Raw genomic sequence first — 12423 nt, 5'->3', positions numbered from 1 at the left:
TTCCGGCTATCGAAGGTGGGTTTCCCCATTCGGAAATCCGTGGATCAAAGCTTCTTCGCAGCTCCCCACGGCTTATCGCAGCGTAGCACGTCCTTCATCGCCTCTCAGCGCCAAGGCATCCACCGAACACCCTTAAGGCACTTGATTGCTCTCATTATCAATGTCCACACACTCGGCAGAATGTTGTCTGCACAACTGCCACTTAAGGCGCGCATCCTCGATGAATGCGATTGTGCAGCCGGACATTGACTAGAAAGACCAGCTTGCTTCGTAAGATCGGCCCGATAGCGAGGCGGTCAAGCTTCGCTAAAAAGATCGTTTTACAACTCGCTCATCTCACTCATCTTGCGATGAGCTGCGATGCGCGAGCGCCGAAAACGATCTGGAGATTATGAATGGTACCCGCGAATTGCTTCGCAGATCCAAACTCGGATCGATCTCCTCTTTACGATGTCAGAAAACACGCACGTCACCGTCCATCCGGACCAATGAGTGCGAAGTGATGTTTCGCGGACGATTTGAACAGAGCTTCTTGCACAAGGTGCATTGTCGAGCTTCAATTCCATCTGGTGGAGCCAGACGGGATCGAACCGACGACCTCATGCTTGCAAAGCACGCGCTCTCCCAGCTGAGCTATGGCCCCGTACCAGAAGACGAATGCTCCGCACTCGATCAAAATGGTGGGCCTGGGAAGACTTGAACTTCCGACCTCACGCTTATCAAGCGCGCGCTCTAACCAACTGAGCTACAAGCCCCTAACACGAGGGACATGCCGGCGCGCACCCGACTTATCGTCGGTGCGTCGCACAGCGCTCAGCCCTGGCGCGTGTTCGTCCGCGAAGAAAGAGAAACGAAGACGGCGAAATCCCGCCAATGGAGCTCAACAATCCTGAAACTGTTGGCCCCTGAATGTTTCTAAAACGGTTCGATAGTGAGCGTGAGCTCGCTGAAGAACCATCCTTAGAAAGGAGGTGATCCAGCCGCAGGTTCCCCTACGGCTACCTTGTTACGACTTCACCCCAGTCGCTGACCCTACCGTGGCCGGCTGCCTCCCTTGCGGGTTAGCGCACCGTCTTCAGGTAAAACCAACTCCCATGGTGTGACGGGCGGTGTGTACAAGGCCCGGGAACGTATTCACCGTGGCGTGCTGATCCACGATTACTAGCGATTCCAACTTCATGGGCTCGAGTTGCAGAGCCCAATCCGAACTGAGACGGCTTTTTGAGATTTGCGAAGGGTCGCCCCTTAGCATCCCATTGTCACCGCCATTGTAGCACGTGTGTAGCCCAGCCCGTAAGGGCCATGAGGACTTGACGTCATCCCCACCTTCCTCGCGGCTTATCACCGGCAGTCTCCTTAGAGTGCTCAACTAAATGGTAGCAACTAAGGACGGGGGTTGCGCTCGTTGCGGGACTTAACCCAACATCTCACGACACGAGCTGACGACAGCCATGCAGCACCTGTCTCCGGTCCAGCCGAACTGAAGAACTCCGTCTCTGGAGTCCGCGACCGGGATGTCAAGGGCTGGTAAGGTTCTGCGCGTTGCGTCGAATTAAACCACATGCTCCACCGCTTGTGCGGGCCCCCGTCAATTCCTTTGAGTTTTAATCTTGCGACCGTACTCCCCAGGCGGAATGCTTAAAGCGTTAGCTGCGCCACTAGTGAGTAAACCCACTAACGGCTGGCATTCATCGTTTACGGCGTGGACTACCAGGGTATCTAATCCTGTTTGCTCCCCACGCTTTCGTGCCTCAGCGTCAGTATCGGGCCAGTGAGCCGCCTTCGCCACTGGTGTTCTTGCGAATATCTACGAATTTCACCTCTACACTCGCAGTTCCACTCACCTCTCCCGAACTCAAGATCTTCAGTATCAAAGGCAGTTCTGGAGTTGAGCTCCAGGATTTCACCCCTGACTTAAAGACCCGCCTACGCACCCTTTACGCCCAGTGATTCCGAGCAACGCTAGCCCCCTTCGTATTACCGCGGCTGCTGGCACGAAGTTAGCCGGGGCTTATTCTTGCGGTACCGTCATTATCTTCCCGCACAAAAGAGCTTTACAACCCTAGGGCCTTCATCACTCACGCGGCATGGCTGGATCAGGCTTGCGCCCATTGTCCAATATTCCCCACTGCTGCCTCCCGTAGGAGTTTGGGCCGTGTCTCAGTCCCAATGTGGCTGATCATCCTCTCAGACCAGCTACTGATCGTCGCCTTGGTGAGCCATTACCTCACCAACTAGCTAATCAGACGCGGGCCGATCTTTCGGCGATAAATCTTTCCCCGTAAGGGCTTATCCGGTATTAGCACAAGTTTCCCTGTGTTGTTCCGAACCAAAAGGTACGTTCCCACGCGTTACTCACCCGTCTGCCGCTGACATATTGCTATGCCCGCTCGACTTGCATGTGTTAAGCCTGCCGCCAGCGTTCGCTCTGAGCCAGGATCAAACTCTCAAGTTGGACTTGAACTTTGAACCGGCTGATCACAACGTTTGACGAGGTCCCACCATTCCTCGCCGACCGAAGTCTGCGAGCTGCCTACGATTCACATCGTAGGCAACGATGGTGTAACCTTTAAACGTGTACCGCCGAAGTCTTTCGTCCACCCTCAGAAAGTCAAAAGCCGAAGCTTTCAAGTATTCCGAGAGACGCAAGGACTCCGCCGTCCACGTTTCTCTTTCTTCATCTTCACTTGTCAAACAGCCCGGGATCCGATGACCCCACACCCTTAGAGGGTGGTTCTACCCTTCAGCGACGAACAGTGAACCTCAACCGATTTATGTCGGCTGCTGTGTCACTCATCGAAGTGAGGAGCATCAGTGGCGCGTTCGCTCGCCTTGGTCAGTGACCCGGCGGCGCCGCGCTCAGTGGTTGGTTTATAGTCCCCACCCCTCGGGATTGTCAACGACCATTGTCAACAAATCGTCGCACGCCCAAATCGCGTGTGCAGTGCGAAAAAGCTCTCGTATTTTCTATGACTTAGGTCGGAGGTAAAAATTCGCAAGCCAACGCGCGCCGCAAAAAACTTCAAAAAAAGTTTGTCGCCGAAGGGCTCGTGAGGCCCTCCGGAACGGGTTCCCCGGCGCTCCAGAGCGGGCGGCGGCATCGACCTGCTTCAGGAAGATTTTCCATCTCAAATGCCGCACTTGAGCCACAATCCTGCGACGTTCTGGCTATAAGACATGCATTGAACCGCTCGTAACCTGTGGGGGCACGGGTGGTTTTTCTGAGGGACCAGGCGATTTTCTCCAAGAACCCGTCGCCTCTTCCCTACGCGGCCGAGCAACATCGAGAGATCTGCACACCATTGACGTTCGAGAGTGCGGCTAGCTAATGGCCATCGTCTTCTCGATTTCGATGCGTGTGGCTCGCCACACTGCCGAGATTCCCCTTCAGGGGATCGAGGTGGGGACAAGGACGAGCAGAGGTCGATCGCAGTTGCTGGAATTTGGGGGGATATCGGGTTGAGCCAACGGGCGGCACGCGGAAGCGGCATTGGGCGCGAGACCGGGATGATCGATCTCGGTCACGAACCGCCGCTTTCAGTCGACGGCACCGAGGCTGCGGTGATCGATCGCCGCCGTGTCTCCGTACAATGGTTCAGCGGCACCATTCTGACTGGATTATGTGGCGCGGCCCTGATCGGCGGCGCCGTTTTTGCGTCGCTCGATGGCGAGATGACCTTCGCCAAGGTGCCGGAGCGCGTCGAAGGCGCGCTGCGCGGCGCCTTCACCGGCAATGATCGCGTCGTCAGCCTGCACAAGGGCGACCGCCTGCCGCCGCCGAGCGAATCCTCCGCCTCCCGCAGCCTGGTGCGCGTGTCGACCGTGACCCGCGTCGGCAATCGCGACGTGATGCGGGTGCGGCCCTTCATCCGGATTTCCGGCAATCTCTCGATGACCACGAGCGATCTGTCGTCCAAGATTCCGGCGTTCAACGCGCAGCGTCTGTTGACCGATGTCGGCTCCGACACGCCGGCGGCGGCCGAGGATCCGAATGCGGCCGACGCCGCCGAGCCCGACGCCGAGGTCTCTTTCGTCACCAAGGATCTCGGATCCGTGCTGCCGAAAGCCAAGCTCGCCGCCGTTGTCGCACTCGACGACGTGCTGATGCGAGTCCGCGACGCCGCCAATTGGCGCGGCTCCGGCGGTTCGGTGCGCTACGCGTCACTCGCCAATGCCGCGGCCGATGCCACCGGCGCCGGCCCCGATATCAGGATGGCTTACGCTACCGAGGGCAACACCTCCGACCCCTATGCAGGCTTCGAGACCCGCGTGGTGCCGGAGAACGTCACCCTGCTGCCGAAGACCAAGGAGCAGGTCACCGGCGGCAATCCGGTCGGTGAACGGGTTCACCTCGTCAAGAAGGGCGACAGCATCACCTCGATCCTGCGCGATCAGGGCGCAACGCCCGACGAGGCGAAGGCGATTGCCGCAACGCTCGGCCCGCGCGGCCGCGACGGCGGGCTGAAAGAGGGCCAGAAGGTGCGGATCCTGATGGCGCCGTCAGCACCGGGCGCCCGGCTGCAACCCTATCGGGTGGTCGTCGCCAACGACTCCGTCGTCGAAGCCATCGCCGCACTGTCCGATATCGGCAAATACGTTGCGGTCGACGTGCAGAGCATGAACACCACGACCGATACCGCCGACAATTCCAGCGACGATGACGAGGATGATGGCAGCGGCGTGCGGCTCTATCAGAGCATTTACGAGACCGCGCTGCGCAACAAGGTGCCGCCGACCGTCATCGACGATATGGTCAAGATTTACTCCTATGACGTCGATTTCCAGCGCAAGGTCCAGCCCGGCGACTCGTTCGACGTGTTCTATGCCGGCGAGGACGAGGGCGTCACCAGCACCGAAAAGACCGAAGTGCTCTACGCCGCGCTGACGGTCGGCGGCGAAACCAAGAAATATTACCGCTTCCAGAGTTCCGACGACGGCGTCGTCGACTACTACGACGAGACCGGCAAGAGCGCGAAGAAGTTCCTGGTCCGCAAGCCGGTCAACAACGCAATCATGCGTTCGGGCTTTGGCGGCCGCCGCCATCCGATCCTCGGCTATGTGAAGATGCACACCGGCGTCGACTGGGCCACCGCCTACGGCACGCCGATCTTCGCCTCCGGCAACGGCATGCTCGAGAAGGTCGGGTACGAGGGCGGTTACGGCAAATATATCCGCATCAAGCACTCCAATGGCTACGAGACGGCCTACGGCCACATGTCGGCCTTCGCCAAGGGCATGGAGATCGGCAAGAAGGTACGGCAGGGCCAGGTGATCGGCTTTGTCGGCTCGACCGGCCAGTCGACCGGCCCGCACGTCCACTACGAAATCCTGGTCAACGGCCGATTCGTCGACCCGATGCGCGTGAAGCTGCCACGCGGCCGCTCACTCGAAGGCCCGATGCTGGCGGGCTTCGAGAAGGAGCGCGACCGGATCGAAGCCCAGATGTCCAGCCGCGGCAGTTCGCGTATCGTCTCGGATGCCACGAGTTCCACGTCGCAGACGCGCTCCATTACCAACCGCTGATGATGCAAGAGGCCGGCCTGTCCGGCCGCGCAGATCCCGGGAAACGCTGCAGGCGCAGATCAGAGGCTATGCCGTTTCCAGGCCGTCACGCCGCCAATTTCAATAAATTTCGCGCCCCAGGATGGGAACCCGAACGGCGAGCATCCAGTTGATTCGACAGTAAAACCTCCAATGGAGGGTGTCATGGAGAACTGGACGAACGCAAAGCTGTGCGACGTCGCAAACCTGATCCTCGGCGCGATTCTCTTCCTGTCGCCGTGGCTGTTCAAGTTCGACGCCGGCACGGTTTCCACCAACGCCCACATCGTCGGCCTCGTGATGGCGGTCCTTGCGATCGCCGCGCTCGCGGCATTCGCGGTCTGGGAGGAGTGGCTGAACCTCATCGTCGGGCTTTGGGCAATGGTTTCGCCCTGGGTCCTCGGGTTCCAGGCAATGACCACCGCGACGACCGTGCACGTGGTGATCGGCATCGCCGTCGCCGTCCTTGCGGCGATCGAGCTCTGGGCGATGTCTCAGCATCCGCCTCGGCTCACAACACACAGCTGAGGCTCTGAAGCGATACGTCCCTACCCGCTGGCGCGGATCGCCGGCGGGCGGGGGGTGGTCGTGCTCAACGAAGGTATGCACAAGGATTTGCGCCATGACCCGGCTCACCCGCGACGATGTGCTGAAGGCCGTCGGCCACGCCGACGATGTCACCATCGCCAGGATCATCGCATCCGGCGCCACGATCACCGAACTTGCCGAAGCCCAGGCCTGGCTTGCCAATGACGAGCCGCTGATGAACGCCGGCAGGCCGCTGGCCACAGGCCGCACCCGCGAGCTGGTCGATATCCTGTCCGAACTCGAACCCGCCGATGACGACGAGCCCGGTCAGCTCAGTCCACCGATCGTTCCGCAGGACTAGCCTTGGTTACGAAGCCCTCCCCGCGACCGCGGGGAGGGCTTCGTTGTTGCACTCAGTTCAGCTTGCGCTTCGAGACCGGGGCATCGAACTGCACGATCTCGGCGGTTTTGGGCACCTGACCGTTGAAGGTCAGCACGTTGCCCTTCTCCGAGATCACCACGCGATCGCCGTCCTTGACGTCGCCGGCGAGGATCATCTCGGCCAGCGGATCCTGCACGCAGCGCTGGATCACCCGCTTCAGCGGGCGGGCGCCGTATGCCGGATCCCAGCCCTTTTCCGCGAGCCAATCCCGCGCCTTCGCCTCGAGCGTGAGCTCGATCTTGCGATCCTCGAGCAGCTTGCGCAGCCGCGCGAACTGGATCTCGACGATGCGGCCCATCTCGCTCTTCTGCAGGCGGTGGAACAGGATGATCTCGTCGATGCGGTTCAGGAATTCCGGCCTGAAATGCGCCCGCACCACGCCCATCACCTGATCGCGAACCGCCGCGGTGTCCTCGCCTTCCGGCTGATTCACCAGGAATTCCGAACCGAGGTTCGAAGTCATGATGATCAGCGTGTTGCGGAAGTCGACGGTGCGGCCCTGACCATCGGTCAGGCGGCCGTCATCGAGCACCTGCAACAGCACGTTGAAGACGTCGGGATGCGCCTTCTCGATCTCGTCGAACAACACGACCTGGTAGGGCCGGCGCCGCACGGCTTCGGTCAGTGCACCGCCCTCGTCGTAGCCGACATAGCCGGGAGGCGCGCCGATCAGCCGCGAGACCGAGTGCTTCTCCATGAACTCGGACATGTCGAGGCGGACCATCGCGGTCTCGTCGTTGAACAGGTCAGCGGCGAGCGCCTTGGTCAGCTCGGTCTTGCCGACGCCGGTGGGCCCCAGGAACATGAACGAGCCGGTCGGCCGGTTCGGATCCTGCAGGCCTGCGCGGGCACGGCGCACCGCGGTTGCCACCGCGCGCACCGCTTCGGCCTGGCCGACGACGCGCTTGGCGAGCGCGTCCTCCATTTTCAGGAGCTTGTCCTTTTCGCCCTCGAGCATCTTGTCGACCGGCACGCCGGTCCAGCGCGAGACGACCTGCGCGATGTGGTTGGCGGTGACCGCCTCCTCCATCATCTCGCCGCCGTTCTGCTTGCCGCTTTCAGCTGCCTCGATGTCGGCAAGCTTCCTTTCCAGCTCGGGGATCCGGCCGTAGGCCAGTTCGCCCGCCTTCTGGAATTCGCCGCGACGCTGCGCATTTGCAAGCTCGACGCGGAGCGCATCGAGTTCGCTCTTCAGCTTCTGGGCATTGGAGAGCTTGTTCTTCTCCGCGCTCCAGCGCGCCGTCAGCGCCGCCGACCTCTCCTCGAGCCCGGCGAGCTCCTTCTCCAGGGTCTGCAAGCGGCTCTTCGAGCCGGCGTCGTTCTCCTTCTTCAGCGCCTCCTGCTCGATCTTCAGCCGGATGATGTCGCGATCCAGCGAATCGAGCTCTTCCGGCTTGGAATCGACCTGCATCTTCAGCCGCGCCGCCGCCTCGTCCATCAGGTCGATGGCCTTGTCGGGCAGGAAGCGGTCGGTGATGTAGCGGTTCGACAGCGTGGTCGCGGCCACCAACGCGGAGTCGGTGATACGCACGCCGTGATGCTGCTCGTATTTGTCCTTCAGGCCGCGCAGGATCGAGATGGTATCCTCGACCGTCGGCTCACTGACATAGATCGGCTGGAACCGGCGGGCCAGCGCCGCATCCTTTTCGACATGCTTGCGGTACTCGTCGAGCGTGGTCGCACCGATACAGTGCAGTTCACCGCGCGCGAGCGCAGGCTTCAGGAGGTTGGACGCGTCCATCGCGCCGTCGGTCTTGCCGGCGCCGATCAGGGTGTGCATCTCGTCGATGAACAGGATGATGCCGCCCTCGGCGGACGAGACCTCCTGCAGGACAGACTTCAGCCGCTCCTCGAACTCGCCGCGATATTTCGCGCCGGCGATCAAGGCGCCCATGTCGAGCGACAAGAGCTTCTTGTCCTTCAGGCTCTCCGGCACGTCGCCGTTGAGGATGCGCAACGCCAGGCCCTCGACGATCGCGGTCTTGCCGACGCCGGGCTCACCGATCAGGACGGGATTGTTCTTGGTCCGCCGCGATAGCACCTGGATGGTGCGGCGGATCTCCTCGTCACGGCCGATCACCGGGTCGAGCTTGCCGTCGCGCGCTGCCTGGGTCAGGTCGCGGGCATATTTCTTCAGCGCATCGTAGGCGTTTTCAGCCGTCGCGGAATCAGCGGTGCGGCCCTTGCGCAGCGCTTCGATCGCCGCATTCAGGTTCTGCGCCGTGACGCCGCCCTTGCTCAGGATGGAGGCCGCCTCGCTGCCCTTCTCGAGCGTGAGCCCGAGCAGCAGCCGCTCCACCGTGACATAGCTGTCGCCGGTCTTGTCGGCGGCCTTTTCGGCCGCATCGAAGGCGCGCGCCAGCTCCGGCGACAGGTAGACCTGTCCCGCACCATTGCCCGAAACCTTCGGCAGCTTGTTCAGCGCCTCTTCGGTCGCTTTCAGGATCGCCCTGGAATTGCCGCCTGCACGGTCGATCAGACCGCCGGCGAGTCCCTCATTGTCGTCCAGCAGCACCTTCAACAGATGCAAGGGCGAGAATTGCTGGTGACCGTCGCGCATTGCGAGCGACTGGGCAGACTGGATGAATCCGCGCGAGCGCTCAGTATACTTCTCGATGTTCATTCGTTTTCCCTCGGCCTGCCATCGTCACCCATTCAGGCATGACAACGGCATCTTCATTGGGTTTTCCGCGGGCCGCGTTGACCTTCCTCAACCAGCCTCTGGTCGTCGCCATCATTTTTCAGGCTTGCCGCAGATGTGGGCACTTGGTTCCGAAACGGAAGAGCCACGGTCTGCGATTTCACCCGATGGAGCTCAGCGCCGCACGATGGCGACAAGGTAGCGGCAGGGCTGAGCAGTTTCGTTACGGAAGACGATATCCGACGGCGGCCCGAGCTCGACGCGGTCTCCCGCAGCGAGCTCATGGCGCTCTGCCCCTTCCATCAAGGTAAGGCGGCCGCTGATGACCCAGACCACCTGACGGATCAGGTGATAGGCGCTGGCCGGGAAGCCGGCTTCCTGCCTGGCAGGCAGCTCGACTTCCACCAGCTCCAGCGGATTGGCCGGATGCAGGAACACCTGCCGCCGCAGATAGGCCGCCTTCGGATCGCGCCACACCGGCTGATCCTTGGCCCGCTGCAGGCGGGAAGTGTGTGAGGCAACCTCGAACAGCGCGGCCATGGTCAGGCCATAGGCCGTGGCAATCCGCGACAGCGTCGCCGCCGTCGGGCTGGCCTCCGCCCGCTCGATCTTGCTCAGCATGGCCTTGGACACGCCAGCCCGCCCGGCGAGTTCCGCCAGCGACCAGCCGCGGCCCTCCCGTTCAGCGCGAACTCGCCGCCCGAGAGCTTCATCGGCATTGTCTTCTATAATTGACATGCTGTCTTATATAGTGGACGATGGGAGTTGTTCAAGAGGCCCGTCGAGGAACGACCATGATGATCCGCCCCGCCACCGAGCAGGACATTCCTGCGATCACCGCGATCTTCAACGAGGCGGTCGCCAACTCGAACGCGATCTGGACCGAGAAGCAGGATTCCGAGGCCGAACGGCTGGCCTGGATGAAGGCCCGGCTGGCACTGGGCTACCCGGTGCTGGTCGCGGCCGAAGGGCCTGTGGTGCTTGGGTACGGCACGTTCGGCGATTTCCGCGCCTTCCCGGGTTACCGCTACAGCGTCGAGCACAGCGTCTATATCCATGCCGACCATCGCGGCCGCGGCCTTGGCCGCGTCATCGTCGACGAGCTCGTGGCCGCCGCGACGGCGCTCGGCAAGCACGTCATGATCGCCGGCATCGACGGCGGCAATCCCGCCTCGCTGCGGCTGCACGCGCAGGCCGGCTTTGTGGAGGTCGCGCGGATGCCGGAGGTCGGACGCAAGTTCGGCCGCTGGCTCGATCTCGTCTTCATGCAGCGCGTGCTGGATGCCGCAGGCGCGGCGCGGCCCGATTAGCTGCCTTCGCATCGGCGACGGTTTTCCTCGCGCGCCAAACACGCTAGAGCGGGAGCATGGACAGCACGCACACCTCCTCCGCCCGGATCACCGGCATCTACCGCTATCCCGTCAAGGGTCTGACGCCCGAGCCGCTGCCCCGCGTCGAGCTCAAGGTCGGCGAGACGCTCCGCTCGGATCGCCGCTACGCGATCGAGAACGGCCCGAGCGGTTTCGATCCGTCGGCGCCGAAGTGGCTGGCGAAGCCGCATTTCCTGATGCTGCAGCGGGACGAGTGGCTGGCGCCACTGCGCGCCCATTTCGACGACGACAGCCACGTGCTGACCTTGCGCCGGGACGGCGCGATGGTGGCGCAGGGCGATCTCGAGACGGAAGCAGGGCGCGCGGCGATCGAGCGCTATTTCGCCGACCGTCATGCCGGCCAGATCAAGGGACCGCCCAAGGTGCTGGTGAGCCCCGGGCACAGTTTTTCCGACGTGCCGCGCAAGGTGGTCTCGATCATCAATCTAGCAAGCCTGCGGGCGATCGAGGACATGGTGCAGGCGCCGGTGCATCCGTTGCGCTTCCGCGCCAATCTCTATGTCGAGGGCTGGCCGGCCTGGCATGAGGCCAGCCTGCTCGACCAGACCATTGCGATCGGCAGCGCGCGGGCCAACGTGGTGAAGCGCATCACCCGCTGCGCCGCGGTCAATGTCGATCCCGATACCGGCGCGCGCGACCTCTCGGTCCCGAACACGCTGATGCAGCGCTTCGGCAACAATGAATGCGGCATCTACGCCGAGATCATCAGCGACGGCAGCGCGACCGTCGGCGACACGATTGCCGCGGAACCGCACTAGGTCACGCCCCAGGTTCCGTATTCCTTGAAGACGGCATAAACGTGCATCGCATTGCAATGTTCGGTTGCGTGCAATAGACTTCACTCGACATTTTGAATTGCAGCAAATTTGTCGAAATTGATTGCACGGGGTTGCCATGAGCATGATCATGGTTTCGTACCGGCGGGTCGATCAGGACACAGCGGGCCGCATCGCCGACCATCTGATCGAGAAGTACGGTGAGAAATCCGTCTTCTTCGACGTCAACAGCATTCGCACCGGCGCCAACTTCGTCGACCGGATCGCCAAGGCCATCGTCGCCTGCGACGTCGTCATCGCGGTGATCGGTCCGCATTGGATCGGCAAGACTGACGATGGGAAACCTGCGCGTCTGGAGGATCCCGCAGATTCCGTGCGCTTCGAGATCGAAACGGCGCTGAAGCACAACAAGACGCTGCTGCCGCTGCTGGTGAACGGCGCAACCATGCCGGAGGCCGCCGAGCTGCCGGAATCGCTTCGCTTCCTGCACTTCTGCAACGCCGCCCGGGTCGACTCGGGTCAGGATTTTCGCGTGCACATGACCCGCCTGATCGATACGATCAACGAGGTCCTGAGTGAGGCCGGGCGATCGCCGCTGCGTGAAGTTTCGCCGATCAAGCGCTACTGGAAGTACGGCGCAGGCCTCGCCGCCGCGGCATTGGCGCTGGCCGTCTGGACCGTCGGGCCCGCGTTCGAACATACCGTGGCGAAGTCAGGCGGACAGGACGATCAGACCACCGTCGGACGCGCGACGCCGCCCGCCGTTCCGGCCTCCGTCACGCAGCGCGCCAAGGCGCATGACGGCTTTCTCTTTCCTGATTCCGATCGACGATTTCTGAGTGAGGCCGATCTCAAGGACATGTCGGCGATCGAGCTGCGCATCGCACGAAACGAGATTTTCGCGCGGCATGGCCGGTTCTTCAAGGATCAGGTGCTCGCGAACTACTTCTCGCAATTCGCCTGGTATCAACCCGCTGCGGTCGAAGTCCCCCTGAGCAACCTCGAGACGACCAACGTCGACACGATCGAGGCGAAGGAGCACGAGAAGTGAGGCCAGCCGGCAGTATCGTTGATCTCGCACCGCGTATGGCCACCTCCCCCATT

General features: G+C 62.0%; 8 protein-coding genes, 2 tRNA genes and 2 rRNA genes (1 of these 12 only partly in view). 6 read left to right on the top strand and 6 right to left on the bottom strand.

The window, feature by feature from the left end; translation table 11 throughout:
- From HU230_RS38400 to HU230_RS38385, 4 genes are all read right to left on the bottom strand, one after another.
- Positions 1-147, bottom strand: a 23S ribosomal RNA gene (locus HU230_RS38400) (it extends 2698 nt beyond the left edge of the window).
- Between the two features lie 420 nt (positions 148-567).
- A tRNA-Ala gene (locus HU230_RS38395) sits at positions 568-643 on the bottom strand.
- Between the two features lie 35 nt (positions 644-678).
- A tRNA-Ile gene (locus HU230_RS38390) sits at positions 679-755 on the bottom strand.
- Positions 756-964: 209 nt separating this feature from the next.
- Positions 965-2455: ribosomal RNA gene (locus HU230_RS38385) — 16S ribosomal RNA — on the bottom strand.
- The 16S and 23S rRNA genes sit together here with 2 tRNA genes alongside, the layout of an rRNA operon.
- A gap of 1052 nt (positions 2456-3507) precedes the next feature.
- On the opposite strand from HU230_RS38385, the gene HU230_RS38380 reads away from it, so the two are divergent.
- The 3 genes from HU230_RS38380 to HU230_RS38370 all read left to right on the top strand — a co-directional run bounded on the left by HU230_RS38380 (position 3508) and on the right by HU230_RS38370 (position 6430).
- On the top strand, positions 3508-5523 hold the full coding sequence (locus tag HU230_RS38380; RefSeq protein WP_420840820.1) for a M23 family metallopeptidase: 2016 nt from the start codon (positions 3508-3510) through the stop codon (positions 5521-5523).
- Positions 5524-5706: 183 nt separating this feature from the next.
- Positions 5707-6069 carry an SPW repeat protein gene (locus HU230_RS38375; protein ID WP_176533764.1) on the top strand — a complete coding sequence of 121 codons (363 nt, stop codon included), beginning with the start codon at positions 5707-5709 and terminating at the stop codon, positions 6067-6069.
- A 94-nt stretch (positions 6070-6163) separates the two neighbouring features.
- The gene (locus HU230_RS38370) at positions 6164-6430 is read left to right on the top strand and encodes a hypothetical protein (protein WP_176533765.1); all 267 of its coding nucleotides are present in this window, start codon (positions 6164-6166) and stop codon (positions 6428-6430) included.
- A gap of 52 nt (positions 6431-6482) precedes the next feature.
- Here HU230_RS38370 and clpB read toward each other — a convergent pair whose 3' ends face one another.
- Complete coding sequence (gene clpB / locus HU230_RS38365; RefSeq protein WP_176533766.1) at positions 6483-9134, bottom strand: ATP-dependent chaperone ClpB; 2652 nt, start codon at positions 9132-9134, stop codon at positions 6483-6485.
- A gap of 192 nt (positions 9135-9326) precedes the next feature.
- The gene (locus HU230_RS38360; RefSeq protein WP_176533767.1) at positions 9327-9890 is read right to left on the bottom strand and encodes a helix-turn-helix domain-containing protein; all 564 of its coding nucleotides are present in this window, start codon (positions 9888-9890) and stop codon (positions 9327-9329) included.
- Between the two features lie 56 nt (positions 9891-9946).
- On the opposite strand from HU230_RS38360, the gene HU230_RS38355 reads away from it, so the two are divergent.
- The 3 genes from HU230_RS38355 to HU230_RS38345 all read left to right on the top strand — a co-directional run bounded on the left by HU230_RS38355 (position 9947) and on the right by HU230_RS38345 (position 12370).
- The gene (locus HU230_RS38355; protein WP_176533768.1) at positions 9947-10462 is read left to right on the top strand and encodes a GNAT family N-acetyltransferase; all 516 of its coding nucleotides are present in this window, start codon (positions 9947-9949) and stop codon (positions 10460-10462) included.
- A gap of 56 nt (positions 10463-10518) precedes the next feature.
- Positions 10519-11301 (top strand): MOSC domain-containing protein, encoded by a 783-nt coding sequence (locus HU230_RS38350; protein ID WP_176533769.1) that lies wholly within the window; start codon positions 10519-10521, stop codon positions 11299-11301.
- Positions 11302-11437: 136 nt separating this feature from the next.
- The gene (locus HU230_RS38345) at positions 11438-12370 is read left to right on the top strand and encodes a YARHG domain-containing protein (protein ID WP_176533770.1); all 933 of its coding nucleotides are present in this window, start codon (positions 11438-11440) and stop codon (positions 12368-12370) included.
- Positions 12371-12423 lie beyond the last annotated feature (53 nt).

It is taken from the genome of Bradyrhizobium quebecense, from assembly GCF_013373795.3.
In the GTDB taxonomy this organism is placed as follows: domain Bacteria; phylum Pseudomonadota; class Alphaproteobacteria; order Rhizobiales; family Xanthobacteraceae; genus Bradyrhizobium; species Bradyrhizobium quebecense.
This window is presented reverse-complemented; position numbering and strand designations above follow the sequence as displayed.

What these genes read in the sequence shown, in the direction of transcription:
- HU230_RS38380 (WP_420840820.1), top strand. Translation starts at nt 3,508, where the DNA reads ATGATCGATCTCGGTCACGAACCGCCGCTTTCAGTCGACGGCACCGAG.
- clpB (WP_176533766.1), bottom strand. Translation starts at nt 9,134, where the DNA reads ATGAACATCGAGAAGTATACTGAGCGCTCGCGCGGATTCATCCAGTCT.
- HU230_RS38360 (WP_176533767.1), bottom strand. Translation starts at nt 9,890, where the DNA reads ATGTCAATTATAGAAGACAATGCCGATGAAGCTCTCGGGCGGCGAGTT.
- HU230_RS38345 (WP_176533770.1), top strand. Translation starts at nt 11,438, where the DNA reads ATGAGCATGATCATGGTTTCGTACCGGCGGGTCGATCAGGACACAGCG.
- HU230_RS38370 (WP_176533765.1), top strand. Translation starts at nt 6,164, where the DNA reads ATGACCCGGCTCACCCGCGACGATGTGCTGAAGGCCGTCGGCCACGCC.
- HU230_RS38355 (WP_176533768.1), top strand. Translation starts at nt 9,947, where the DNA reads ATGATGATCCGCCCCGCCACCGAGCAGGACATTCCTGCGATCACCGCG.
- HU230_RS38350 (WP_176533769.1), top strand. Translation starts at nt 10,519, where the DNA reads ATGGACAGCACGCACACCTCCTCCGCCCGGATCACCGGCATCTACCGC.
- HU230_RS38375 (WP_176533764.1), top strand. Translation starts at nt 5,707, where the DNA reads ATGGAGAACTGGACGAACGCAAAGCTGTGCGACGTCGCAAACCTGATC.